22 protein-coding genes are annotated in these 24,562 nt (G+C 53.8%); 10 read left to right on the top strand and 12 right to left on the bottom strand.

What is annotated here, in order from left to right:
- Position 1 precedes the first annotated feature (1 nt).
- Positions 2-1,081 carry a fimbrial protein gene (locus ACLJNW_RS18845; protein WP_000794041.1) on the top strand — a complete coding sequence of 360 codons (1,080 nt, stop codon included), beginning with the start codon at positions 2-4 and terminating at the stop codon, positions 1,079-1,081.
- A 111-nt stretch (positions 1,082-1,192) separates the two neighbouring features.
- Here ACLJNW_RS18845 and ACLJNW_RS18840 read toward each other — a convergent pair whose 3' ends face one another.
- Positions 1,193-1,963 (bottom strand): ABC transporter permease, encoded by a 771-nt coding sequence (locus ACLJNW_RS18840; RefSeq protein ID WP_000983418.1) that lies wholly within the window; start codon positions 1,961-1,963, stop codon positions 1,193-1,195.
- On the bottom strand, positions 1,960-2,886 hold the full coding sequence (locus ACLJNW_RS18835) for an ABC transporter ATP-binding protein (RefSeq protein ID WP_000150619.1): 927 nt from the start codon (positions 2,884-2,886) through the stop codon (positions 1,960-1,962). Before ACLJNW_RS18835 ends, ACLJNW_RS18840 begins: the two co-directional genes overlap by 4 nt.
- 108 nt (positions 2,887-2,994) lie before the next feature.
- Between ACLJNW_RS18835 and can the strand changes: the two genes are divergently transcribed.
- On the top strand, positions 2,995-3,657 hold the full coding sequence (can, locus tag ACLJNW_RS18830) for a carbonate dehydratase (protein WP_000651591.1): 663 nt from the start codon (positions 2,995-2,997) through the stop codon (positions 3,655-3,657).
- 57 nt (positions 3,658-3,714) lie between these two features.
- Here the strand turns inward: can and hpt are convergent, their stop codons facing one another.
- Entirely contained in the window at positions 3,715-4,251 is a 537-nt protein-coding gene (gene hpt / locus ACLJNW_RS18825; RefSeq protein WP_000683342.1) for a hypoxanthine phosphoribosyltransferase, read from the bottom strand.
- A 205-nt stretch (positions 4,252-4,456) separates the two neighbouring features.
- Between hpt and ACLJNW_RS18820 the strand changes: the two genes are divergently transcribed.
- Complete coding sequence (locus ACLJNW_RS18820; RefSeq protein ID WP_000829727.1) at positions 4,457-6,847, top strand: glucose/quinate/shikimate family membrane-bound PQQ-dependent dehydrogenase; 2,391 nt, start codon at positions 4,457-4,459, stop codon at positions 6,845-6,847.
- A gap of 77 nt (positions 6,848-6,924) precedes the next feature.
- Here the strand turns inward: ACLJNW_RS18820 and cueO are convergent, their stop codons facing one another.
- A complete protein-coding gene (gene cueO, locus ACLJNW_RS18815) occupies positions 6,925-8,535 on the bottom strand; it encodes a multicopper oxidase CueO (RefSeq protein WP_000946060.1) in 1,611 nt (536 codons plus the stop codon).
- Between the two features lie 201 nt (positions 8,536-8,736).
- Between cueO and ACLJNW_RS18810 the strand changes: the two genes are divergently transcribed.
- The 3 genes from ACLJNW_RS18810 (at position 8,737) to speD (ending at position 10,866) form a co-directional block, all read left to right on the top strand.
- Positions 8,737-9,084 carry a YacC family pilotin-like protein gene (locus tag ACLJNW_RS18810; protein WP_000846613.1) on the top strand — a complete coding sequence of 116 codons (348 nt, stop codon included), beginning with the start codon at positions 8,737-8,739 and terminating at the stop codon, positions 9,082-9,084.
- 106 nt (positions 9,085-9,190) lie between these two features.
- On the top strand, positions 9,191-10,051 hold the full coding sequence (gene speE / locus ACLJNW_RS18805) for a polyamine aminopropyltransferase (protein WP_000829968.1): 861 nt from the start codon (positions 9,191-9,193) through the stop codon (positions 10,049-10,051).
- Between the two features lie 20 nt (positions 10,052-10,071).
- The gene (gene speD / locus ACLJNW_RS18800) at positions 10,072-10,866 is read left to right on the top strand and encodes an adenosylmethionine decarboxylase (protein ID WP_000734276.1); all 795 of its coding nucleotides are present in this window, start codon (positions 10,072-10,074) and stop codon (positions 10,864-10,866) included.
- 29 nt (positions 10,867-10,895) lie between these two features.
- On the opposite strand, the gene ACLJNW_RS18795 is transcribed toward speD, so the two are convergent.
- From ACLJNW_RS18795 to yacL, 5 genes are all read right to left on the bottom strand, one after another.
- Positions 10,896-11,663: a DeoR/GlpR family DNA-binding transcription regulator gene (locus ACLJNW_RS18795; RefSeq protein ID WP_000678253.1), complete on the bottom strand. Its 768-nt coding sequence runs from the start codon at positions 11,661-11,663 to the stop codon at positions 10,896-10,898.
- 9 nt (positions 11,664-11,672) lie between these two features.
- Positions 11,673-12,656: a D-threonate 4-phosphate dehydrogenase gene (locus ACLJNW_RS18790; RefSeq protein ID WP_000448753.1), complete on the bottom strand. Its 984-nt coding sequence runs from the start codon at positions 12,654-12,656 to the stop codon at positions 11,673-11,675.
- On the bottom strand, positions 12,646-13,917 hold the full coding sequence (gene dtnK / locus ACLJNW_RS18785; RefSeq protein ID WP_000783303.1) for a D-threonate kinase: 1,272 nt from the start codon (positions 13,915-13,917) through the stop codon (positions 12,646-12,648). Before dtnK ends, ACLJNW_RS18790 begins: the two co-directional genes overlap by 11 nt.
- Positions 13,914-14,867: a 2-keto-3-deoxygluconate permease 1 gene (locus tag ACLJNW_RS18780; RefSeq protein ID WP_001022089.1), complete on the bottom strand. Its 954-nt coding sequence runs from the start codon at positions 14,865-14,867 to the stop codon at positions 13,914-13,916. Before ACLJNW_RS18780 ends, dtnK begins: the two co-directional genes overlap by 4 nt.
- A 234-nt stretch (positions 14,868-15,101) precedes the next feature.
- Positions 15,102-15,464 carry a protein YacL gene (gene yacL / locus ACLJNW_RS18775; RefSeq protein ID WP_000384308.1) on the bottom strand — a complete coding sequence of 121 codons (363 nt, stop codon included), beginning with the start codon at positions 15,462-15,464 and terminating at the stop codon, positions 15,102-15,104.
- A 270-nt stretch (positions 15,465-15,734) separates the two neighbouring features.
- Here yacL and ACLJNW_RS18770 point away from each other — a divergent pair, with 270 nt between their 5' ends.
- Positions 15,735-16,058, top strand: coding sequence for a low molecular weight protein tyrosine phosphatase family protein (locus tag ACLJNW_RS18770; protein ID WP_001101536.1), 324 nt, complete (start codon positions 15,735-15,737; stop codon positions 16,056-16,058).
- A gap of 410 nt (positions 16,059-16,468) precedes the next feature.
- Entirely contained in the window at positions 16,469-16,933 is a 465-nt protein-coding gene (locus ACLJNW_RS18765) for a membrane protein (protein ID WP_000110436.1), read from the top strand.
- A 39-nt stretch (positions 16,934-16,972) separates the two neighbouring features.
- Here the strand turns inward: ACLJNW_RS18765 and acnB are convergent, their stop codons facing one another.
- Positions 16,973-19,570: a bifunctional aconitate hydratase 2/2-methylisocitrate dehydratase gene (gene acnB, locus ACLJNW_RS18760; RefSeq protein WP_000888958.1), complete on the bottom strand. Its 2,598-nt coding sequence runs from the start codon at positions 19,568-19,570 to the stop codon at positions 16,973-16,975.
- Between the two features lie 388 nt (positions 19,571-19,958).
- Between acnB and ACLJNW_RS18755 the strand changes: the two genes are divergently transcribed.
- Together ACLJNW_RS18755 and ACLJNW_RS18750 are read left to right on the top strand one after the other, a co-directional pair.
- Positions 19,959-21,584 carry a DUF3300 domain-containing protein gene (locus ACLJNW_RS18755; protein WP_000174520.1) on the top strand — a complete coding sequence of 542 codons (1,626 nt, stop codon included), beginning with the start codon at positions 19,959-19,961 and terminating at the stop codon, positions 21,582-21,584.
- Between the two features lie 12 nt (positions 21,585-21,596).
- On the top strand, positions 21,597-22,388 hold the full coding sequence (locus ACLJNW_RS18750; RefSeq protein WP_000757452.1) for a DUF2950 family protein: 792 nt from the start codon (positions 21,597-21,599) through the stop codon (positions 22,386-22,388).
- A gap of 37 nt (positions 22,389-22,425) precedes the next feature.
- Here ACLJNW_RS18750 and ACLJNW_RS18745 read toward each other — a convergent pair whose 3' ends face one another.
- Positions 22,426-22,710, bottom strand: coding sequence for an outer membrane protein (locus tag ACLJNW_RS18745; protein ID WP_000765363.1), 285 nt, complete (start codon positions 22,708-22,710; stop codon positions 22,426-22,428).
- A gap of 288 nt (positions 22,711-22,998) precedes the next feature.
- Positions 22,999-24,423, bottom strand: a complete 1,425-nt coding sequence (lpdA, locus tag ACLJNW_RS18740) for a dihydrolipoyl dehydrogenase (protein WP_001519338.1) — start codon at positions 24,421-24,423, stop codon at positions 22,999-23,001.
- Between the last annotated feature and the right edge of the window lie 139 nt (positions 24,424-24,562).

The following is a 24,562-nucleotide window of genomic DNA, read 5'->3' as shown; positions in this document are numbered from 1 at the left end:
AATGAAGAATTTATGGATGCTGCTGGCGCTGTCGCTATTTTCAGGCCATGCGCTGGCAGACGGAACGATGGGCAACGGAAGCGGCTGGTGTCAACCCACCAGCGGCACGCATAATTTCTTTTTTCCCCTTGACCAGACCATTACCGATACGGATGAGAACCAGGCAGGGAAAATAGTCAAAGAGAGTTGGTCGGTCGGCGGCGAATACAGCGCCAGGTGCGACTGCGATAATAAAGATTATCAGGGCGTTAACTATTTCACCGCCACGACCGGCGATTTAACACAAAAAGGAACGTACAGCGAAGCGGGTAGCAATGGGCAACAGATGGATTTTTATGTTCTGGTCGCGGGTAAGCTGGAGATTGGTACGGAAACCTACATCGTCGGTAACCTGAAACAGTATATCCCCGTTCCCTTTTCAGCGATCAGTAATCAGGACCCCACCGCAGGCGGGTGTACGGGCGCGGACATAAACAAAATGTCCGCAGGGAATAAGGGTAACGTGCGTATTTATATTACTCACCCACTGGTAGGTGAAATCACCATTCCTGAGACGACGATTATGAATCTCTATTTGTCAAAAACGCCGGGCAGCAGCGGAGATAATATTCCCCCTTCCGTTCCACCGATGGCGCACGTCACCATGTCCGGGACCATTACCGTGCCGCAGTCCTGCTCCATCAACGCCGGGCAGGTTATCGAGGTCAGGCTACCGGATATTGAGGGCAAAGATATTCGTCACCTCGGCGACAGTCCGCAGAACTCGCACGTCACCACTCAGGTAAACTTTACCTGTAGCAACGTGGCGGACGGCACCAACCTGTCGATGTCATTAAATGGCGCAACCGATCCGCACAACCCGGACTACCTGAAAACTGACAATGAGAATTTGGGGATACGGATTTCCGATAAATACGATAATACCATCGTTCCCGGCGGCAGCGCTGAATTGCCGATTGAAGATTACGCCGACGGTAAAGGCAGCACCGAGTTCACCGCCGCGCCGGTCAATACCACCGGACATGTTCCCCACACCGGAGAATACCAGGCTACCGCCACGCTGGAGATTCAGATTCGCTGAGAGAAGCGTTGGGTTTCAGCAAGCCCTCCCACCTACAGCCCCGTAACCCATTGATATTACGGCCCCGTAGATGGGGTGAAGCGAAGCGCAACCCAACGCCCCTGTCAACGCTTAACTGCGCAACCCGCGCCCACGCTGGATCAGCGACCAGCACAGCAGGTAGAAAGCGGCGATAAAGATCACCAGTACGCCAAACGTCGTCACCAGCGGTACATCATGGATACCCAGGAAGCCGTAGCGGAAGCCGCTGATCATGTAGACGATCGGGTTCAGGTGCGACAGCCCTTGCCAGAACGGCGGCAGCAGCGTCAGCGAGTAAAATACCCCGCCGAGGTAGGTCAGCGGCGTCAGCACAAAGGTCGGGATCAGACTGATATCGTCAAAGGTTTTCGCAAACACGGCGTTCAGCAGTCCGGCCAGCGAGAACAGAATCGCGGTCAGAATCAGCGTTAGCGCGACAAATACCCAGGAATGCACCTGGAAAGGCACGAAAAAGAGCGAAATCGCCGTCACCAGAATCCCTACGCATAGCCCGCGCGCTACGCCGCCGCCGACAAATCCGGCGATGATCACGTGCGTTGGCACCGGCGCGACCAGCAGTTCCTCAATATTGCGCTGAAACTTGGCGCTAAAAAATGACGACGCGACATTCGCGTAGGAGTTAGTAATGACCGCCATCATAATCAGGCCCGGCACAATAAATTGCATATAGCTAAAACCATGCATTTCGCCGATGCGCGAACCAATCAGGTTACCGAAAATAATAAAATAGAGCGTCATGGTGATGACAGGCGGCACCAGCGTTTGCACCCAGATCCGCATAAAGCGGTGGATCTCTTTCGCCCAGATGCTTTTAAGGGCAACCCAGTAAAGCTGCATCATGCGCGATCTCCTTGTTTTTCATGCACCAGCGACACAAACAGTTCTTCCAGACGGTTGGCTTTATTACGCATACTTAATACCTGAACCCCCTGCTCGCTCAGTTGGCTAAAGACACTGTTAACCCCCTGCTCGCGTAACACTTCCACCTCCAGAGTCGAGGTATCCACCAGACGATATTGATAACCCGTAAGCTTAGGTAGCGGGCTTTTTGGCGCTAAATCCAGAATAAACGTCTCCGATTTCAGCTTTGAAAGCAGATTTTTCATGGAGGTATTTTCCACCAGCTCGCCGTGCTGAATAATACCGATATTGCGGCACAGCATTTCCGCCTCTTCCAGATAGTGGGTGGTGAGAATAATGGTGGTGCCTTTGGCGTTTAAGTCTTTCAGGAATCCCCACATCGAGCGACGCAATTCGATATCGACGCCCGCCGTCGGCTCATCGAGAATCAATAGTTTAGGCTCATGCATCAGCGCGCGGGCGATCATCAGGCGGCGCTTCATCCCACCGGAGAGCATCCGCGCGCGTTCATGACGTTTTTCCCACAGATCGAGTTGTTTTAAATACTTTTCGCTACGTAAAACCGCCTCTTTATGCTCCACGCCGTAATAACCGGCCTGATTCACTACGATCTGTTGCACCGTTTCAAACGGGTTAAAGTTAAACTCCTGTGGCACCAGTCCAAGCTGTCGCTTGGCGTTAACCACGTCTTTTTCCAGGTCGTAACCAAAAACGTTAACGCGCCCGGACGTTTTATTAACCAATGAGCTGATAATACCGATGGTGGTCGATTTCCCTGCTCCATTTGGCCCCAGAAGCGCGTAAAAATCCCCCGCTTCGACCTGCAAATCTATGCCGCGCAGCGCCTGAACGCCGCCGGGATAGGTTTTTTTAAGTTGTTGAAGTTCCAGCGCAATGGTCATAAATTCTCACTTACTTTACGTTCTTACACTTTATATATGGTTTAAATAATTACGGAGTTGCCCTATATTAGCCCAACGCACTTATTTGGTTACAGGTCGTTAACTTCCATGAAAGACATAGATACACTCATCAGCAACAATGCACTATGGTCAAAAATGCTGGTGGAAGAGGACCCCGGATTTTTTGAGAAACTGGCGCAAGCGCAAAAACCGCGCTTTCTATGGATTGGATGTTCCGACAGCCGCGTTCCCGCAGAGCGTTTAACCGGGCTTGAACCGGGCGAATTGTTTGTTCACCGTAATGTGGCTAACCTGGTTATTCACACCGATCTGAACTGTCTCTCCGTGGTTCAGTATGCGGTAGATGTTCTGGAAGTTGAGCATATTATCATTTGCGGCCACTCCGGTTGCGGCGGTATCAAGGCTGCGGTAGAAAACCCTGAGCTGGGCTTGATTAATAACTGGCTGCTGCATATCCGCGACATCTGGCTTAAACATAGCTCGCTGTTGGGAAAAATGCCCGAAGAGCAACGTCTGGACGCGCTCTATGAATTGAACGTCATGGAACAGGTCTATAACCTGGGGCATTCCACCATTATGCAGTCAGCGTGGAAACGCGGTCAGAATGTGACCATTCACGGCTGGGCGTACAGTATCAATGATGGCCTGCTGCGCGATCTTGACGTCACCGCCACCAACAGAGAAACGCTGGAGAACGGCTATCATAAGGGTATTTCCGCCCTAAGTCTGAAATACATTCCCCACCAATAAGCCATTAGCTATAGGCCGGATAAGTCGCTTTAGCGACGCCATCCGGCATTTCTGCGCTTACTCGTCCAGCAGCACCACTTTACCAACATACGGTAGATGGCGATAACGCTGAGCGTAGTCGATACCGTAACCGACTACAAATTCGTCCGGAATCGAAAAGCCAACGAACTCAACCGGCACGTCCACTTCGCGGCGAGAAGGTTTATCCAGCAGCGTACAAATCGCCAGCGATTTCGGCTCGCGCAGGCCCAGGATTTCACGGACCTTCGACAGCGTATTACCGGAATCAATAATGTCTTCGACAATCAGCACGTCTTTACCACGAATATCCTCATCCAGATCTTTGAGGATTTTCACGTCGCGGGTGGTGGACATGCCGCTACCATAACTGGAGGCGGTCATAAAATCGACTTCATGAGGAACCTGAACTTCACGGCACAGGTCCGCCATAAACATAAATGAGCCACGCAACAGACCTACCAGCACCATTTCACTGCCGCTGTCTTTATAACGTTCGGTAATCTGACGACCCAGCTCGGCAATACGTGCTTTGATCTCCGCTTCGGGGATCATGACTTCAACAGTATGTTTCATATTTATAACCATATGATTTAAAAACAAATCACTCAATGCCGGTGACTAATAACGCCGCATTGACGCGCAAGGCACGCAGTATAACAGCAAACGTATTCATTCGCGGCATTTGATAAGAAAGCTCATTTTGTGATGACGATCACACATGTTAATTCCTATACTTAATTGCTACTAAAAAATTAACAATTTGGGATGGTGTCTTTTTATGGCAGAAAATAACGCACGATCGCCACGATTACTCGTGACGCTGACGGCCCTCTTTGCAGCACTTTGTGGGCTGTATCTTCTTATCGGAGGTGTCTGGCTGGTTGCTATTGGCGGTTCCTGGTACTACCCCATCGCGGGCCTCGTGATGCTGGTTGTGGCCGGATTGCTATGGCGCAGTAAACGTGCCGCACTGTGGCTGTATGCCGCCCTGCTGCTGGCGACAATGATTTGGGGCGTGTGGGAAGTCGGGTTCGACTTCTGGGCGCTCACGCCGCGTAGCGATATTCTGGTGTTTTTCGGCATCTGGCTAATATTGCCGTTTGTCTGGCATCGGCTGGTGGTTCCTTCCAGCGGCGCAGTGGCGGCGCTGGTCGTGGCGCTGCTGATTAGTGGCGGCATTCTGACCTGGGCTGGCTTCAACGACCCGCAGGAGATCAACGGTACGCTTCGCGCCGACGCCACGCCCGCCGCAACAAGCTCGTCGATCGCCGACGAAGACTGGCCGGCCTATGGACGCAATCAGGAAGGCCAACGCTATTCACCGCTGAAACAGATCACTGCGGATAACGTTCACCAACTGAAAGAAGCGTGGGTCTTCCGCACCGGCGATCTGAAACAACCCAACGATCCGGGTGAAATCACCAACGAAGTGACCCCGATTAAAGTCGGCGATACGCTTTATCTGTGTACGGCTCACCAGCGTCTGTTCGCGCTGGACGCCGCCAGCGGTAAAGAGAAGTGGCATTTTGATCCTCAGTTGAAGACCGATTCGTCTTTCCAGCATGTGACCTGCCGCGGCGTCTCTTATCATGAGGCCAAAGCGGATACCGCCTCGCCGGAGGTCATCGCCGACTGTCCGCGCCGTATTATCCTCCCGGTCAACGACGGTCGCCTTTTCGCGGTGAATGCCGAAACCGGCAAGCTGTGTGAAACCTTCGCCAACAAAGGCGTCCTGAATCTGCAAACCAATATGCCGGATACCACGCCGGGACTGTATGAACCGACGTCGCCGCCGATTATCACCGATAAAACGATTGTCATTGCCGGTTCGGTCACGGATAACTTCTCTACCCGCGAAACGTCCGGCGTTATCCGTGGTTTTGATGTTAATAGCGGTAAACTACTGTGGGCCTTCGATCCGGGGGCGAAAGATCCGAACGCGATTCCAGCCGATGAGCACGCTTTTACCTTTAACTCGCCGAACTCCTGGGCGCCTGCCGCCTATGATGCGAAACTGGATCTGGTCTATCTGCCGATGGGCGTGACCACGCCGGATATCTGGGGCGGTAACCGCACGCCGGAGCAGGAGCGTTATGCCAGCTCCATCCTGGCGCTGAATGCCACCACCGGGAAACTGGCCTGGAGTTATCAGACCGTCCATCACGATCTGTGGGATATGGACCTGCCGGCACAGCCGACGCTGGCGGATATTACCGTTGACGGTACTACCGTTCCGGTTATCTATGCGCCAGCGAAAACCGGTAATATCTTTGTGCTGGACAGACGTAATGGCGAGCTGGTCGTGCCCGCTCCGGAAAAACCGGTCCCGCAGGGCGCGGCAAAAGGCGATTATGTCGCCAAAACTCAGCCGTTCTCTGATTTAACCTTCCGCCCGAAAAAAGATCTCTCCGGCGCGGATATGTGGGGCGCGACCATGTTCGACCAACTGGTGTGCCGCGTTATGTTCCACCAATTGCGCTATGAAGGTATCTTCACCCCGCCATCCGAGCAGGGGACATTGGTATTCCCTGGCAACCTGGGGATGTTTGAATGGGGCGGTATTTCCGTCGATCCAGACCGTCAGGTCGCTATCGCTAACCCGATGGCGCTGCCGTTTGTCTCGAAACTGATCCCACGCGGCCCGGGTAATCCGATGGAGCCGCCGAAAGACGCGAAAGGTACCGGAACAGAAGCGGGTATTCAGCCACAGTACGGCGTACCGTTCGGTGTCACGCTGAATCCGTTCCTTTCGCCGTTTGGCCTGCCGTGTAAACAACCGGCCTGGGGCTATATTTCCGCGTTGGATCTGAAGACCAATGAAATCGTGTGGAAGAAACGTATAGGGACGCCGCGCGACAGTATGCCGTTCCCGATGCCGGTTCCGGTGCCGTTCAACATGGGGATGCCAATGCTGGGCGGGCCAATCTCAACCGCCGGTAACGTGTTGTTTATCGCCGCGACCGCCGACAACTACCTGCGCGCTTATAACATGAGCAACGGGGAAAAACTGTGGCAGGGACGTTTACCCGCCGGAGGCCAGGCAACGCCGATGACCTATGAGGTAAACGGTAAGCAGTACGTGGTCGTTTCTGCCGGAGGCCACGGTTCGTTTGGTACGAAGATGGGCGACTATATCGTGGCCTATGCTTTGCCTGACGACGCGAAATAACCATTAATGCCCGGCGTATGCCGGGCATTGTGCCGGGTGGCGGTTTCGCCTTACCCGGCCTGCGTCGGAGACATCGGTCAGACCGTAAATCCTAACATCATTCCCGTATCTTCATGTTCTAACAGATGACAGTGCGCCATATAGGCATGTTCCTTCGGCGCGTCGTGATCGAACTTGACCAGCACTTCGCTGATACCACCCTCAACGCGTACCGTATCCTTCCAGCCCGTTCTGTGCGCCGCTGGCGCTTTGCCGTTCTCTGACAAAATACGGAACTGCGTGCCGTGAATATGGAAAGGATGCAGCATCATGTCACCCACGCCGGAAATCACCCAACGTTCATGTCGGCCTTTTTGCGCCGCGAACATCGGTTTGTTCATATCAAAGACCTGGCCGTTGATAAAGTTAGCGTTATGGAAGTCGAATTTTCCGCCGTGATTCATATTGCCCATCGCGCCATGATTCATCCCGCTGTGATCCATGTTGCCATGATCCATCTCGCCATGCCCCATATTGCCGCCCTGCATATGCGCGTTCATGCTGTCATGATCCATGCCGCTCATCGCCTGAGCGCCATATTTCTTCATCAGCATTTGCATCCCCATCATATCAAGACGCGGGTCCATCGACAGTTTCAGGTTGCGCACCGTCAGCCCTTCCAGCGACGGCAGCGCCGGCATCGTCGTCAACGTATCCGGCAGCGTACCGGAGGCGGTAATCCGCAGCGGCTGGATACGCATCACCGGATACGGTTTATCAAACGGAGCGATCGCCATTCCCATCTGGCTGACCGGCAGCGTCACCAGGTCAAAGGCTTTCCCGTCGCTGATATCCACCAGCACTTCAAAACGCTCGCCCATTAATAACGGCAGTTCGGTGACTTTCACCGGCTCCGCCAGCAGGCCGCCGTCGCTGGCGATCACATAAAGCGGACGATTATCGCTGGCGGCGATATTCAGCGAACGCGCATTACAGCCATTTAGCAAGCGCAGACGTAGCCAGCCTTTCGGCGCGGAATGCTGCGGATAGATAGCGCCATTGGTCAGCAGCGTATCGCCAAACCAGCCGACGGCGGCGGTCATAATATCCAGTTGATAATCAATCTGGCCATCGGCGGAGAAGCGTTTGTCCTGAATGATCACCGGCACATCGTCGATGCCCCACTGTTTCGGCAGGCGCAATTTGCGAATCTCGTCATCTTCAATCAGCACCAGTCCGGCAAGGCCCATCGCCACCTGGCGCCCGGTTTTGCCGTGTTTGTGCGGATGAATCCAGCAGGTCGCGGCGCGTTGCTGCGGCGTAAACGTCACCGTACGGGTTCCGCCTGCGGGAATAATCCCCTGCGGACCGCCGTCGACGATGCCTGGAATCTCCAGACCATGCCAGTGAAGCGTCGTGTCTTCGGCCAGTTGGTTATGGATATCAACGGTCACGCTTTTTCCTTTGTGAAGCTGTACCGCTGGCCCCAGCAAATTACCGTTGTAGCCCCAGGTTGTCGCGTTCTTACCGGCGAATGTGGACTGTCCGGCTTTAACAATTAACTGCATACGGTTGCTCGCATCTGCCGTTAACAGGTCAGGAATAGGCAACGCGGGACGTTCGGCGGCAAAAGCGGCGCGGCTCCACAGCGGCAGCGCTGATGCAACCCCCAGCGCCACTGAATATTTTAAGAAATCACGGCGTAACATAATCATTTCCTTATAATGAACAGGCGGGTGTCTAAGCTTAGACCCTGCCCTAACGGGAAGGTCAAGCCAGCAACACGTCTTTACCATTCCTGACAGCAATACAATAAGAATGAAAACACCGCGACCAATCCTGATAATAAAAGTCGTCGCTACGTTCTCAGTATGCTAACGTTGACTTTCCCTGATGCCGTGGTAGAAGCAATGAAGACGTTTTTCAGACCCGTGTTGTTTGGCAGCCTGATGGCCTTATGCGCAAATAGCTATGCGCTTACTGAATCCGAAGCTGAAGATATGGCCGATTTAACGGCGGTTTTCGTTTTTCTGAAAAATGACTGTGGTTACCAAAATTTACCCAACAGTCAGATTCGGCGTGCGCTGGTCTTTTTTGCCCAGCAAAATCAGTGGGACCTGAGTAACTACGACACCTTCGATATGAAATCGTTGGGCGAAGACAGCTACCGCGATCTTAGCGGCATCGGTATTCCGGTCGCTAAAAAATGCAAAGCTTTGGCCCGCGATTCTCTGAGCCTGTTAGCCTACGTTAAATAATCCTCCGTGATCCTATTGCTGAAATAATGACCGTGCATCCACGGTCATTGTTAGCTATGATGTTGCGCCCTTTTTTTACGGGTGTTAACAATAGAGGTATCAGCCAATGGCCGAAAATACGATGTGGCATGAAACGCTACACGACCAGTTTGGTCAGTACTTTGCCGTAGACAACGTTCTGTATCATGAAAAAACCGATCACCAGGATTTAATCATCTTTGAAAACGCCGCTTTTGGCCGCGTGATGGCGCTGGACGGCGTGGTACAGACCACCGAACGCGACGAGTTTATTTATCATGAAATGATGACCCACGTCCCGCTGCTGGCGCACGGTCATGCGAAACACGTTCTGATTATCGGCGGCGGCGACGGCGCAATGCTACGTGAAGTTACCCGGCATAAAAACGTCGAAACCATCACCATGGTAGAGATAGACGCTGGCGTAGTCTCGTTTTGCCGCCAGTATTTACCCAACCACAATGCCGGCAGCTACGACGATCCGCGCTTTACGCTAGTGATCGACGACGGCGTGAATTTCGTCAATCAGACCCATCAGACCTTTGATGTGATCATTTCCGACTGTACCGATCCGATAGGCCCCGGCGAAAGCCTGTTTACCTCCGCCTTTTATGAAGGCTGTAAGCGTTGCCTGAATCCGGGCGGCATTTTTGTTGCCCAGAACGGCGTGTGCTTCCTGCAACAGGATGAAGCGCTCGACAGCCACCGAAAGCTGAGTCATTACTTCAGCGATGTCGGCTTCTACCAGGCGGCGATTCCGACCTATTACGGCGGCATTATGACCTTCGCCTGGGCGACGGACAACGACGCTCTTCGTCACCTGTCGAGCGAAATTATTCAGGCGCGTTTTCATGCCGCCGGCCTCAAATGTCGCTATTACAACCCGGCTATTCATGCCGCTGCATTTGCGCTACCGCAATATCTACATGACGCACTGTCCGCACAGTGACGTTAAGGAGGTGATAAAAATTGAAAAAGCTGAAACTGCATGGCTTTAACAATCTGACGAAAAGCCTGAGTTTTTGTATTTACGATATCTGCTACGCCAAAACCGCAGAAGAGCGCGATGGCTATATCGCCTATATCGATGAACTCTATAACGCCAACCGACTGACCGAGATCCTGTCGGAGACCTGCTCCATTATCGGCGCGAACATCCTGAACATCGCCCGTCAGGATTATGAACCCCAGGGTGCCAGCGTCACGATTCTGGTGAGCGAAGAGCCGATCGACCCGAAACTTATCGATCAAACCGAACATCCCGGCCCGCTGCCGGAAACCGTGGTGGCGCACCTCGATAAGAGCCATATCTGCGTGCATACCTATCCGGAAAGCCATCCGGAAGGCGGGCTATGCACCTTTCGCGCCGACATCGAAGTGTCAACCTGCGGGGTGATTTCACCGCTAAAAGCGCTCAATTACCTGATCCACCAGCTAGAGTCCGATATCGTCACCATCGATTACCGCGTGCGCGGCTTTACACGCGACGTCAACGGTATGAAGCACTTTATCGATCATGAGATTAATTCTATTCAGAATTTTATGTCGGAAGATATGAAGTCGCTGTATGACATGGTGGATGTAAACGTGTATCAGGAAAATATTTTCCATACCAAGATGCTGCTTAAAGAGTTCGATCTTAAGCACTACATGTTTCACACCAAACCGGAAGATCTCACTGAAACCGAACGCCAGGAGATCACCGCCGCGCTGTGGAAAGAGATGCGCGAGATTTACTACGGCCGCAATATTTCTGCGGTCTGATTCACCACTGGCAGCGCCTGACGGCGCTGTCACTCCGGCTGCACCAGCATTAGCGCAAAAGCGCGCCCTTTCAGTTCAACCTGCGCTGACGGCGGCAGATTGACGTCAGTAATCACATCATTAAAGCGCTCAAGCGGCACCACATTAAAGAGCGAATGCGCGCCATACTTACTGCTGTCCGCCAGCAACACTTTGCGCTGCGCATTAGCAATAATCTCCTGTTTAAGCCCGGCCTTATCTTCCGTTGGGGTCGTCACGCCCGTTTTTACCCCCCATGAATTACAGCTCATAAACGCGATGTTCGGGTAAACGCTGCGCAACAGCTTGCGCCCATGCTCACCGATACAGGACTGACTGCTGTCATCGATACGACCGCCGACAATCGTCACTTCAATTTGCCGGAACTCAGCTAAAAACAGCGCAATATGCAGATCGACGGTGATGACCCGCAGCGGAAGATGGGTTAAGCATTTCGCCAGTTCCATCATTGTCGTACCGGCATCCAGCACGACGGCATCGCCAGCATTGACCAGCGATGCGGCAACGCGTGCGATCGCCCGTTTTTCAGCGGGCGATCGCAGTTGTTTTTCATTGGTGGTGGGCTGGGCGGGTTCAAAACGCCGCAGCGCCACGCCGCCATGACTACGGCTGATCACGCCCTGCTCATCCAGCTTGATCAAATCGCGACGGATAGTGGCTGGCGATGCGTCAACCGCCTCAACCAGCTGTTCTACCGTAACCAGCGTATGATTTTTCAGATACGCCACAATGAGATCCAGACGGTGTTGTCCTTTCATAACAGGGAATTATGCCAGTTGCATTGCCAGTTTGATCGATACGGCCATGCTCTCAGATTTTGCTTTTCCCGTCCAGGCGATATCAAATGCGGTGCCATGATCGGCAGAGGTCCGAATAAACGGCAGCCCCGCGGTGATATTCACGCCATCATAAAAGCCAAGCAATTTCAACGGGATATGCCCCTGATCATGATACATCGCCACCACCATATCATACTGTCCCTCATAAGCCTGGAGAAATACAGTATCCGGCGGGCACGGCCCATAAACGTCCATACCTTTTGCGCGGGCATCGGTAATGGCTGGCGTCAGGATACGCGTCTCTTCATCGCCAAACAGGCCATTCTCGCCCGCATGAGGATTCACGCCTGCCACGGCGATACGCGGTTTAACGTAACCCACACGCTTGAGGAAAGTATCAGCAATGCCAATCACCGTTTCGACACGCGCGGTACTTAACGTATCAAGGAATTTACGCAGCGCGATATGCGTTGAAACGTGAATCACTTTTAGTTTATCGGTGTAAAGTACCATCGCGTAATCGCGGCTATGGGTCAGGGTCGCGAGCAGCTCGGTATGGCCCGGATAGTTGTGCCCTGCCAGGTGCAGCGCCTCTTTATTCAGCGGCGCGGTAGCGATAGCCTGTACGTCGCCCCGTAACGCTAACTCGGTGGCGCGCTTCACGCAGCGATACGCTAAATCCCCCGCCTGCGCCTGAACTTTCCCGGCCTCCAGCGCCTCCGGCTGCGCCAGCGGCTCATCAATCACATGAATGATGCCGGGCGCAAAACGCGCTTCGGCGACCCGTTCAATGGCCCGTAACTCGACGTTCGGCGTGATGCCCTTCGCCTGTAAACGTTTCAACGTTGTGAGGCATCCAATAACCACCAGCGGCGCGCCGTTGAGACCGTCTTCGCTTAGCGCTTTAACAATAATTTCCGGCCCAATGCCCGCTGGATCGCCCATGGTAATGGCAACGGTTTTAGTCTCCACAATACATCTCCTCAATATAATAAAGCGCGTCACACAACGTACTGTCTGAACCGAATCCGCCCGCTTTGGTAATGACCGGCAGATCGTCAATTTCGCTGTTTACAAACGTTCCACAGGGAATACAGGGCGCCACCTCGCTCTGAATGCGATAACCTTCAGCGCCAAGCGCGCCGGCGACGGCGGTAGCGATATCGCCGCCGGTCAGAAACAACCCGCCAATCCGCGCCTGCTCGATAATGTTTAACGTGACGACGCCAAGCCGCTGACTCAGTCGCTCGCCCAATTGCTGACGACTCATCGCGGATTTTTCGCACAGCGCGTCGATTAACTGTCGATCTTCTGCGCGACGGCTGGTGCGTAAAATCGTATGTCGATGCTGACTTAACAGCGCGCAGGCCTGCTCTACGACAGACGCGATTTCCTGTTCCGCGCTATCCGACACCATGCGCGCGGCATCGATATCCACGACCTCCGCACGTCCCCGGCACAGCGCATTATCCACCTGACGTCGCGTGGCTTCGCTCATCGAACCGGCCACCACCAGCACCGGCAGCCGCTGCCGGTCTTGCATAAAAAGTTCAACCGGCAACGCATTCGCCAGACCCGCTGCGCCGACGAGCAGCGGCATCGACGGTTGTTCACACGCCGCTTGCGCAATCAACGTCAGGTCCCGCTCTTCCACCGCATCCACGACGATAATCCCTTCGCCCTCAGCCGCATAAGCCGTAAGTAAGGCGCTTAACCCGCCGCGTCGGACATCCTGCAAAAAGACTTCATACACAGGGATCTCACTTTGCAACGCCACTACCTCGGCAATACGGGAAGAGACAATGGGCGTTTTCGGATCGCTGGCAAATTCGGTTTCCAGTAGCGGGACGCCATTAACCAGACATTTTCCTTCAAGCGTCGTGCGTCCGGCCGCAGGGATCGCGGCGGCGATAACGGCCAGTTTTCGCTGACTGGCGCGCATGGCCGCCGTCACTTCGGCGCCGATATTGCCGCGAAATGTGGAGTCGATTTTTTTGTACACCAGCGGCGCTGGCGATGTCTCACACCACGGGGAAAGCGCGGCATAAACGGCAGATGCCGCCTGATCTGCGGGCATCGCCCGGCTTTCGGTGTTAATGACTAACACATCGGCGCGGCGGGACGGTTTTTGCGACGCGCTCAACATAACTTCCGTTCTCGCCCCCTTCTTCGCCAACTGGACGCCGGTATCATTCGATCCGGTAAAATCATCGGCGATAACCATCATTTTCATGCGTTTTTCTCCAAAGAAGCCTGACGCGCCTGTTTTTTCGCAACCCAGGAGGTCAACACTGGCGTCAGGATTGCCGTGGTGATCACCGAGGCGGCAATCAGCGGAGCGGCAGCAGCGGCCACCTCGGCGAGCGAAGGGTCGGCCTGCGCAATAGCCAGCGGCGTCGCAACGGCATTACCCGCGGTGCTGGAGGCCGCCGCCCCGGCAATGCCAGTTCCGCCAACCAGACGATCTGCGCGAATATTAAAGAAACCGCCAACGAACGTTGTCAGCACGCCGAGCAGAATTCCGGCAAGTCCGCCTTGCAGTAACATTTCCAGATTGATGCCCGCCCCCAGCGCAAAAGCAAAGAAAGGAATGAGCAGCGGGCCGCCTTTGGTCAAAAAATCGCGCATATGAGGATCAAGATTGCCGAGGATCATGCCGACAACCAGCGGAACCAGCACCGCCACCAGCGCCATAATGGGAATGTTCGCCATCCCTGCCGCGCCCAGCGCAATCATCGTAAAGAAAGGGCCATCATTAAGAGACAAAATAGAGATAGCGCCGACGTCGCGCTCATTGCCGAATTCGCCTACCAGCGCAGCATAAAGTCCGCCATTCGAATTGCTCATCGCCGCGATAATCGCCACGCCGCTCAGGCCAAAAATACCCTCCGCGCCGAAAAGATGCTCCACGCCCAGGCCAATGCCGATGGCGACAAGCAACTTAGTGAGCGTAATCGTCCCGCCCTGCAATAACGCCTGGGGCGCAGCTTTCACACTGATACCGGCTCCCATACACAGCAGAAAAGCGCCAATTAGCGGCGCCGCGCCGTTTTTAAATAAGGCGGTGGTAAAACCGCCGATCTCAAGCGCCTGCGGGGCGAAGGTGTTAATGACTGCGCCAATAACGAGCGGTACGACCATCATGCCGCCGGGTACGCGCTCTATTGCTTTTTTGATGTTCATGGTCTTACCGCCTGTTGCTTGTTGTGATTGAATAAAATCATAACGATTATATTCAATCAAATTAAGATCACAAACGCGTCAGTTCACAGTTTTAAAATGATTAATAAAAATCAAAAAATCATTCTGCTATAAAAAAGCCGGGATACTCCCGGCTGGAATGTGTGGTGATTTCGTTTCCGCTACCGCCCCCAACTGTCCGTCGACTGGCGTTGTGGGACAATAACGAAGAGAGGGTCAGGCTTTACTGACGAATTCCCGATACGCGGCGACGACCCGCAGAAAATCCTCCATGCCGCACAGGGATAAACTCTCTTCATCGTAATAACTCATCCCCTCTTCCATCTCATCGCCGGAAAAATCCAGCTGATTGGCGCGAATCATCACCTCTTCGCCGTCCATCCAGATCGTGTATTCATGCCCTGCTCGTTGCCAGGAGCGTTCGCTGCCTTTGACCGTACGCGCGGCTTGTTCTACTTCATCCAGTAGCGAGAGGTTGTCTTTAACCTCTTCATTAAACCAGTGACCGACCACCTCGTGGCCCATCGACATTCGTACTTTTACCCCTCCGGTAACGTCGCGCAGAAATTCGTAATCCATAATTGTTTTCCTCTGCCCTGGCAATGCGCCAATACCGCATTGCGCCTTAAGGTAATTATCGCAGCACGGTGAAAGAAAAACAGCGGGGCGCACAAAAGATAAAATAAAAATGCCAAAACAGTTTATTATTCATACAGAAAGTCACTCTAGCGCTTCAATATATCTACACGCACTCCGACAAAGTGCTACGTGCCGCACCGTGGGGTATTAAGTCTCCACGATTCACAAACTCGCCGTTAGCGAAGCGCGATCTGGAAGAGTATTTATTTAATGAATGTGCTTTTCATATGCAGCCGAAATCAATGGCGCAGCCCCACGGCGGAGCAGGTGTTCCGCCGCTATCCTGGCCTTAGCGTCCGTTCCGCCGGCACCAGCCGTAATGCCAAAAAAAGCGTGTCGTGCGGGTTACTTCAGTGGGCTGATGTTATCTGCGTTATGGAGCAGAAACATAAAGACCGGTTGATGGCTGAATATCGTCGTATTATTGAAAATAAGCCCCTGCACGTACTCGATATCCCCGACGATTATCGCTATATGGACCCTGAACTGGTCAGGCAACTGGAAGAGCTGGTGCCGGAAGTGCTGGGGATATAGGCGTTGCCGCAAGGAAATGTCCATCATCCATCACGCTTACATACACTTAATCTCCGTTAAGCGAAAACTCGACGACAAATTTCACATCAGGCAGCGCGCCGTTTAGATGACCTTTTATTATGTGCCGGAAGAGCGCAGTCATTAAAAATGGCTGCCCCTCATCCAGTTATAGCATTACCAGCCCGGTGTCCCTCTGGCGTTTTTTTTCAGAAATCATCAATACCCTGCCACGCCGATGCCTGCTAGTCTTTCAGACGCTTCCTTATCATCCGGGTCGTTGTCATGAAATTGTTGGCTACTTGATAAGCGCTTTTCAACTAAGCTCCAGCAATGGGCGATATCAGCAGAGAAGCCGTAGTGAGTTGTATTTTTTGTCAGACGGTTGAAGGAAAATTCAGGAAGGATACATTATGTCTGTATTTCGACGAATAATTTATCATAGCGGTTGGTTTATTCTGTTTGGGCCGTTAATAGGCGCAGCCATCGCGATAGGTATCATAAACTTTTTACCCGCCATTATTGGCGGACCAGACTCATTTTTGTTGTATTTCTGCAGAACAATACCAGCATTAGTGATTATTACCGGCTGGATATACAGTCTCCTCCCCGCATGGTTAACCGGTGTCGCCTGCGCGCTGATACCCCTGAAATTATATCAAAAAATAATTAACAGGATGATCCTTTGCGCCATTGCAGGTGGTCTGATCACGACGCTGTTTAATTTTGCGCGATATGGTTTTGACATAAGCATACTACCATTAATATATGGTGAAGTATTGATTATGCTTATTCCAGCGATTGTAGCCGGGGCAATAATGGGCGGGGTAATTACGTATTTTCCGGGGCTACGGGAAGTGAAGCGTAATAATAAATAAGAAGCGCCATTCGGGCCCGGAAATCCGGGCCCGTCTCTGTTACACCGCAGTCTGGAAAATCACGCCGTCCGCTTTCTCGGTGTACTGAGAAAGCTGGTCGAAGTTCAGATAACGGTAAGTATCCACCGCCGTCTTATCTACCTGCGCCACAAAGGTCTGGTACTCTTCCGGCGTCGGCAGTTTGCCGATAAGCGCTGCCACCGCCGCCAGCTCCGCAGAAGCCAGGAAGACGTTCGCACCGGTACCTAAACGGTTCGGGAAGTTACGGGTTGAAGTCGAGACGACCGTCGCACCGTCGGCTACACGCGCCTGGTTACCCATACACAGGGAACAGCCTGGGATCTCAATACGCGCACCGCTCTTACCAAACACGCTGTAGTAACCTTCTTCGGTCAGCTGCGCAGCGTCCATACGGGTTGGCGGCGCTACCCACAGGCGGGTTGGCAACTGGCCTTTGTGGCTATCCAGCAGCTTACCAGCCGCGCGGAAGTGGCCGATGTTGGTCATGCAGGAACCGATGAACACTTCGTCGATCTTCTCGCCCTGCACGTCAGACAGCAGACGCGCGTCGTCCGGATCGTTCGGCGCACAGAGGATTGGCTCTTTGATATCCGCCAGATCGATGTCGATCACCGCCGCGTACTCTGCGTCAGCATCGGCTTCCAGCAGTTGCGGATCCGCCAGCCATTTTTCCATGCCCTGGATACGGCGTTCCAGCGTACGACGGTCGCCGTAGCCTTCCGCAATCATCCACTTCAGCAGGACGATGTTGGAGGTCAGGTATTCAATGATCGGCTCTTTGTTCAACTTGATGGTACAACCGGCAGCGGAACGCTCGGCAGAAGCATCGGTCAGCTCAAACGCCTGCTCCACTTTCAGATCCGGCAGACCTTCGATTTCCAGGATGCGGCCAGAGAAGATGTTTTTCTTGCCTTTCTTCTCAACGGTCAGCAGGCCCTGTTTGATGGCGTACAGCGGGATGGCATGGACCAGATCGCGCAGGGTGATGCCCGGCTGCATTTTGCCTTTGAAGCGTACCAGCACGGATTCCGGCATATCCAGCGGCATCACGCCGGTCGCGGCGGCAAACGCCACCAGACCAGAGCCCGCCGGGAAGGAGATACCGATCGGGAAACGGGTATGGGAGTCGCCGCCGGTACCCACGGTATCTGGCAGCAGCATACGGTTCAGCCAGGAGTGAATCACGCCGTCGCCCGGACGCAGAGAGACACCGCCACGGTTCATAATGAAGTCTGGCAGCGTGTGGTGCGTGGTGACGTCAACCGGCTTCGGATAGGCTGCGGTGTGACAGAACGACTGCATGACCAGATCGGCGGAGAATCCCAGACAGGCCAGGTCTTTCAGCTCGTCGCGGGTCATCGGGCCGGTCGTATCCTGAGAACCGACGGAGGTCATTTTCGGTTCGCAGTACGCGCCCGGACGAATGCCTTTCACGCCGCAGGCGCGACCGACCATTTTCTGCGCCAGCGAGAAGCCACGGCTGCTTTCCGCCACGTCTTTTGCCTGACGGAAAACATCAGAGTGCGGCAGACCCAGCGCTTCACGCGCTTTGGTGGTCAGGCCACGGCCGATAATCAGCGGGATACGACCACCGGCACGCACTTCGTCGATCAGCACGTCGGTTTTCAGTTCGAAGGTTGCCAGTAGCTCGCCGGTTTCATGATTGCGCACTTCGCCTTTGTACGGGTAGACGTCAATCACGTCGCCCATATTCAGGTTAGAAACGTCAACTTCGATTGGCAGTGCGCCCGCATCTTCCATAGTGTTAAAGAAGATAGGCGCAATTTTGCCGCCGAGGCACAGGCCGCCGCCGCGCTTGTTCGGCACGTTCGGGATGTCATCGCCCATGAACCACAGCACGGAGTTGGTCGCGGATTTACGAGAAGAACCGGTGCCCACCACGTCGCCCACGTAGGCCAGCGGGTAGCCTTTTTTCTGCAATGCTTCGATTTGTTTGATGGGGCCGACAACGCCTGGCTGATCCGGCTCAATGCCTTCACGGGCGTTTTTCAGCATCGCCTGCGCATGTAACGGGATATCCGGTCTCGACCACGCATCCGGCGCCGGAGAGAGATCGTCGGTATTCGTTTCGCCGGTCACTTTGAAAACGGTGACGGTGATTTTTTCCGCCAGCGGCGGACGGCTCAGGAACCATTCGGCGTCGGCCCAGGATTGCATCACCTGTTTGGCATATTCATTGCCCGCTTTGGCTTTCTCTTCTACGTCGTAGAAGTTATCGAACATCAGCAGGGTGTGAGACAGCGCTTTGGCCGCAATCGGCGCCAGTTTCGCATCGTCCAGCGCGTCAATCAGCGGATGAATGTTGTAACCACCCTGCATGGTGCCCAGCAGTTCAATGGCTTTTTCTGGGGATACCAGCGGGGAGGTGGTGTCGCCTTTCGCGACAGCAGCGAGAAAACCGGCTTTAACATAAGCGGCTTCATCTACGCCAGGAGGAACGCGGTTGATCAACAGGTCTAACAGGAATTCTTCTTCGCCCACAGGCGGGGTCTTCAGCAGCTCGACAAGCGCAGCCATTTGGGTTGCGTCTAAAGGTTTCGGCACAATCCCCTGGGCAGCACGCTCAGCTACGTGCTTACGGTATTCTTCTAGCACGACGATATCTCCTCGCTCTCATTGTCATAATGCGGCGCTTTTGTTGATGGGCGATTCTCTTCACGCTCCTGTGAGACAGTAGTTAGTAGGGTAAATGCCCGGTACCGCATAAGGCACAATAACAGGATTTTCTTTAAGTGTTAATCTGTTTACAAAAAAGCAACATAAAAAAGTGGCTGAATCGTTAAGGATGGTCTAATGCTCTACTGAGACGGGAGCTGCAGCCATAAATGCTTACCTCATTTCGTGCTTTGATCGTCACGTAACGTTACCGATCCCAACATTAGCTAAAAATTAAACTATCGTCCCTTTATACTCACGCGAAACTGCACCCCGTCGGCGGCAGGCATAATGACCATAGCGATTCTCGGGAATCGGGAGAGATAAAATGACGTTGCCCTTTAAACCCCATCTCATTGCCCTTGTGTGCAGTGCCGGGTTATTTGCCGCTTCGGGCGTACTGTATGTTAAAAGCCGCGCTCCCGAAGCGCCCGCGCAGGCGGCAGCTCCCGCCTCTGAGCCAACGCAGACCGCTGTGCCCGCGCCTGTCGCGAAAACGACCTTTACCACTGCGCAAATTGATCAATGGGTCGCGCCTGTCGCGCTTTATCCCGATGCCCTGCTTTCTCAGGTGCTCATGGCCTCCACCTACCCGGCGAACGTGGTTCAGGCCGTCCAGTGGTCGCGAGATAACCCCACGCTGCAGGGCGATGCCGCTATTCAGGCGGTGGCCAGCCAACCGTGGGACCCCAGCGTCAAATCGCTGGTCGCCTTTCCTCAGTTGATGGCGCTTATGGGCGAGAATCCGCAATGGGTGCAAAACCTGGGCGATGCGTTCTTAGCCCAGCCACAGGATGTGATGGATGCGGTGCAAAGGCTGCGTCTGCTCGCTCAACAAACCGGTTCGCTAAAATCCACGCCACAGCAAACCGTCACCAGCGTGCCGAAGTCCAGCGCTTCTACCGCCGTCACGACAACAACCACCACCACATCCGCCAGTACGCCAGCAACACCGTCGACCGTCATCAAAATTGAACCCGCGAATCCGCAGGTGGTGTACGTGCCGAACTATAACCCCGCGACGGTGTATGGCGCCTGGCCCAATACCGCTTATCCGCCGGTGTATTTACCGCCCCCTCCGGGGCAGCAGTTTGCCGATAGTTTTGTTAAAGGTTTTGGTTATAGTCTGGGCGTCGCCACCACCTATGCGTTGTTCAGCAGCATAGACTGGGATGACGACGATCATCACCACCATGACGACGACCATCATGATGATGATTACCATCATGGTGGTAACGGTTATCAACATAATGGCGATAATATCAACATCAATGTCAATAATTTCAACCGGATATCCGGGCAAAACCTGCCGGGCCAAACGATGGGCTGGCAGCATAATCCCGCCTGGCGCAATGGCGTCCCCTATCCGAATAATACCGTTGCGCAACGGTTCCATCCCACCAATGTTAGCGGCGGGTTAAGCGCAACGCAGCAAGCGCCAGTGTCTCGCGACAGTCAGCGCCAGGCGGCCATGACGCAATTCCAACAGCGCAGCCATACATCACCCGCTAACCTGTCAGGCGAGACATCCCGCGATAGACAGCGCAAAGCGGCATCGCAGCAGTTAAATCAAATTGCCCAGCGTAATAATTACCGTGGCTATGACGGAACACAAAACAGCAGTCGTCGCGAGGCGGCGCAGCAGACACTGAATAAATCCACCACGCAGCAGCATCGTTCCGAGCTGAAGGCTAAAGCCCAGCAGCACCCTGTTTCACAACAGCAGAGAGACACCGCCCGCCAGCGTATTGAATCTTCTACGCCGCAACAGCGTCAGGCATTTCGCCAGAATATGCACGCCAATGTGTTTAGCGGGAACGACAGTCGATCGCCGTCATGGCAATCGCAACAGCTACGCGGCCTGGAAAGCCGTCGCGGCAGTCACTTAAACACCGAGCAACGCGCCGCCGCGCGGGAACATTTTTCTGAACATCATGAATTTCATCGCCGTTAACCGGAGCAGATAATGAAAAAGGTTATGTTAAGCGCTCTGTTACTGTCGTTACCCTTGCTGGGCTACGCGCAGGAACGGTTCCCCTCCCCGGAAGCGGCCGCCAGCGCCTTCGCCGCGGCGGTAGCCGGAAAAAACGAAACGCAGCTTACCGCGCTACTGGGCGATGACTGGCGGCAATTTCTGCCGCCGGAAGGTGCCGATCCCGAGGCCGTGGCCCGCTTCAATCGTGACTGGCGCGAAGGCCATCGCATTGTACAGAAAGACAATACGGCGCACCTGAATGTCGGACGAGAAGACTGGCAGCTCCCGGTGCCCATGGTGAAAGAGACTGGCGGCTGGCGCTTTGATATGGCGGCAGCCGGGAATGAGATCCTCACCCGTACTATTGGGCGAAATGAACTTTCTACCTTACAGGCCATGCATGCTTACGTTGATGCGCAGCAGGACTATTACTTACAAAACCATCGCTGGGCGCACAGGATAATCAGTAGCGAAGGCCAAAAAGATGGCCTGTACTGGCCAACCAAAGCAGGCGACGTCCCCAGTCCGTTAGGCCCAAACTTTAGTCCCGCAGCGCCAGACGAGGGTTACCACGGCTACCATTTCCGTATTATCAGCGATAACGACGGTCACGGCGCGGCGCTTCTGGCCTGGCCGATGCATTACGGCGAAACCGGGGTGATGAGTTTTATGGTCAACCAGGACGATCGTATTTATCAGGCGGATTTAGGCAAGGAGACGGAGAGTAAAGTTCAGGCTATCACGCGTTTTGCGCCAGACGCGCAGTGGCAGGTCGCCGAATAACCCGTAAGCGCCTGGCGTTATCGCCAGGCCGTGATCATTAGCCCTGATGCGGCATCAATTCCGGATGGCCTTGTACCGGCGGCTTGTTGCTGGTCAGCGCGGCTTCATCAGCCTGAATGCTGCCGGAATTGGCCGCCCATACGCCTTCATGCGTGTGGGTGATCTGCTGATGCTGCGCATTCAAATCCTCGCCCATTGCCGCAATATGCGTGCTTTCCGTACCGCCGCTGTTAGTCGCCCAGGGGATGACGGGATCGCTGGCAAATGCCATGCCGGAAATCAAGGTCGCAGTTAGCGCTGCTGTTGTCAGAAAAAGTTTCATATATCAAACCTCATAATTATCTCGCTATTATTTTATAGCGTTACCAATTTCAGGATGATGACAAAGTAAGGAGAGGTATTTCTTATGAAACAATTAGTTGGTCGAAAATGACAGACAAAGGCACTACCGACGGCATAAGCTTTGAAAAACGTACTGCTGCGGAAACGATAAATTTTGCGGTTTCGTTATCCTTCGCCATCATTTGACACATCTGATTTGCCATGCATAAAAAAAGCGGCTGTAAAGCCGCTTTTTTGTATCGGGTGGCGCATTGCCACCTACAGAAGATTATTTCTTCTTCGCTTTCGGGTTCGGCAGGTCGGTAATACTACCTTCGAACACTTCAGCAGCCAGACCGACGGACTCGTGCAGAGTCGGGTGCGCATGAATGGTCAGCGCGATGTCTTCCGCGTCACAGCCCATTTCGATCGCCAGACCGATTTCACCCAGCAGCTCGCCGCCGTTGGTACCGACAATCGCCCCGCCGATCACGCGGTGAGATTCTTTGTCGAAAATCAGTTTGGTCATACCGTCTGCGCAGTCAGAAGCGATAGCACGGCCAGAAGCTGCCCACGGGAAGGTGGCGGTTTCATAGCTGATGCCTTTTTCTTTCGCTTCTTTCTCGGTCAGGCCAACCCATGCCACTTCTGGCTCGGTGTACGCGATAGACGGGATAACTTTCGGATCGAAGTAGTGTTTCTTCCCGGCGATAACTTCAGCGGCAACGTGGCCTTCGTGAACGCCTTTATGCGCCAGCATCGGCTGACCGACGATATCGCCGATAGCGAAGATGTGCGGCACGTTGGTGCGCAGCTGTTTGTCCACGCGGATAAAGCCACGGTCGTCAACTTCCACGCCAGCTTTGCCCGCGTCGAGGTTTTTACCGTTCGGCACACGACCGATCGCTACCAGAACCGCATCATAACGCTGCGCTTCAGCCGGGGCTTTTTTGCCTTCCATCGAAACGTAGATACCGTCTTCTTTCGCTTCAACGGCAGTCACTTTGGTTTCCAGCATCAGGTTGAATTTCTTGCTGATGCGCTTGGTGAAGACTTTAACGATGTCTTTATCAGCCGCCGGGATAACCTGGTCGAACATTTCAACCACGTCAATCTCTGAACCCAGCGCGTGGTATACGGTACCCATTTCCAGACCGATGATACCGCCGCCCATGACCAGCATACGCTTCGGTACTTCTTTCAGTTCCAGAGCGTCGGTAGAATCCCATACGCGCGGGTCTTCATGCGGAATAAACGGTAATTGGATCGGACGAGAACCTGCCGCGATGATCGCGTTGTCGAAGTTGATCACGGTTTTGCCGTTTTCGCCTTCAACTTCCAGGGTGTTCGCCCCGGTGAATTTACCCAGACCGTTGACCACTTTCACCTTACGGCCTTTGGCCATACCCGCCAGACCGCCGGTCAGCTGCGTGATCACTTTCTCTTTCCAGGTACGAATCTTGTCGATATCGGTTTTCGGCTCACCGAAGACGATACCGTGTTCAGCCAGCGCTTTGGCTTCTTCGATAACTTTTGCTACGTGCAGCAGCGCTTTAGAAGGGATACAGCCGACGTTCAGACAAACACCGCCAAGGGTGTTGTAGCGTTCTACAATTACGGTTTCCAGACCTAAATCAGCGCAACGGAAAGCGGCAGAATAGCCTGCCGGGCCCGCCCCAAGTACCACGACCTGAGTTTTGATTTCAGTACTCATCATGACCTCTTTATTTGTATCCGGCGGTCCGGGGTACTTGATCGCCCATCATCCACCGGGTCGTTCTATCCGCCCGTATCTTACAAAATTGTTAACAATTTTGAAACAACAAACGGATCACGAATTATCGCTTTCGCTA

The sequence above is a fragment of the Salmonella sp. SAL4457 genome, assembly GCF_046548235.1.
Classification (GTDB): Bacteria; Pseudomonadota; Gammaproteobacteria; order Enterobacterales; family Enterobacteriaceae; genus Salmonella; species Salmonella enterica.
This window is presented reverse-complemented; position numbering and strand designations above follow the sequence as displayed.

Excerpts from the sequence above, each read along its gene's own strand:
- ACLJNW_RS18845 (WP_000794041.1), top strand. The coding sequence starts at position 2 with ATGAAGAATTTATGGATGCTGCTGGCGCTGTCGCTATTTTCAGGCCAT.
- ACLJNW_RS18840 (WP_000983418.1), bottom strand. The coding sequence starts at position 1,963 with ATGATGCAGCTTTACTGGGTTGCCCTTAAAAGCATCTGGGCGAAAGAG.
- ACLJNW_RS18835 (WP_000150619.1), bottom strand. The coding sequence starts at position 2,886 with ATGACCATTGCGCTGGAACTTCAACAACTTAAAAAAACCTATCCCGGC.
- can (WP_000651591.1), top strand. The coding sequence starts at position 2,995 with ATGAAAGACATAGATACACTCATCAGCAACAATGCACTATGGTCAAAA.
- hpt (WP_000683342.1), bottom strand. The coding sequence starts at position 4,251 with ATGAAACATACTGTTGAAGTCATGATCCCCGAAGCGGAGATCAAAGCA.
- ACLJNW_RS18820 (WP_000829727.1), top strand. The coding sequence starts at position 4,457 with ATGGCAGAAAATAACGCACGATCGCCACGATTACTCGTGACGCTGACG.
- cueO (WP_000946060.1), bottom strand. The coding sequence starts at position 8,535 with ATGTTACGCCGTGATTTCTTAAAATATTCAGTGGCGCTGGGGGTTGCA.
- ACLJNW_RS18810 (WP_000846613.1), top strand. The coding sequence starts at position 8,737 with ATGAAGACGTTTTTCAGACCCGTGTTGTTTGGCAGCCTGATGGCCTTA.
- speE (WP_000829968.1), top strand. The coding sequence starts at position 9,191 with ATGGCCGAAAATACGATGTGGCATGAAACGCTACACGACCAGTTTGGT.
- ACLJNW_RS18795 (WP_000678253.1), bottom strand. The coding sequence starts at position 11,663 with ATGAAAGGACAACACCGTCTGGATCTCATTGTGGCGTATCTGAAAAAT.
- dtnK (WP_000783303.1), bottom strand. The coding sequence starts at position 13,917 with ATGAAAATGATGGTTATCGCCGATGATTTTACCGGATCGAATGATACC.
- ACLJNW_RS18780 (WP_001022089.1), bottom strand. The coding sequence starts at position 14,867 with ATGAACATCAAAAAAGCAATAGAGCGCGTACCCGGCGGCATGATGGTC.
- yacL (WP_000384308.1), bottom strand. The coding sequence starts at position 15,464 with ATGGATTACGAATTTCTGCGCGACGTTACCGGAGGGGTAAAAGTACGA.
- ACLJNW_RS18770 (WP_001101536.1), top strand. The coding sequence starts at position 15,735 with ATGAATGTGCTTTTCATATGCAGCCGAAATCAATGGCGCAGCCCCACG.
- ACLJNW_RS18765 (WP_000110436.1), top strand. The coding sequence starts at position 16,469 with ATGTCTGTATTTCGACGAATAATTTATCATAGCGGTTGGTTTATTCTG.
- ACLJNW_RS18755 (WP_000174520.1), top strand. The coding sequence starts at position 19,959 with ATGACGTTGCCCTTTAAACCCCATCTCATTGCCCTTGTGTGCAGTGCC.
- ACLJNW_RS18750 (WP_000757452.1), top strand. The coding sequence starts at position 21,597 with ATGAAAAAGGTTATGTTAAGCGCTCTGTTACTGTCGTTACCCTTGCTG.
- ACLJNW_RS18745 (WP_000765363.1), bottom strand. The coding sequence starts at position 22,710 with ATGAAACTTTTTCTGACAACAGCAGCGCTAACTGCGACCTTGATTTCC.
- lpdA (WP_001519338.1), bottom strand. The coding sequence starts at position 24,423 with ATGAGTACTGAAATCAAAACTCAGGTCGTGGTACTTGGGGCGGGCCCG.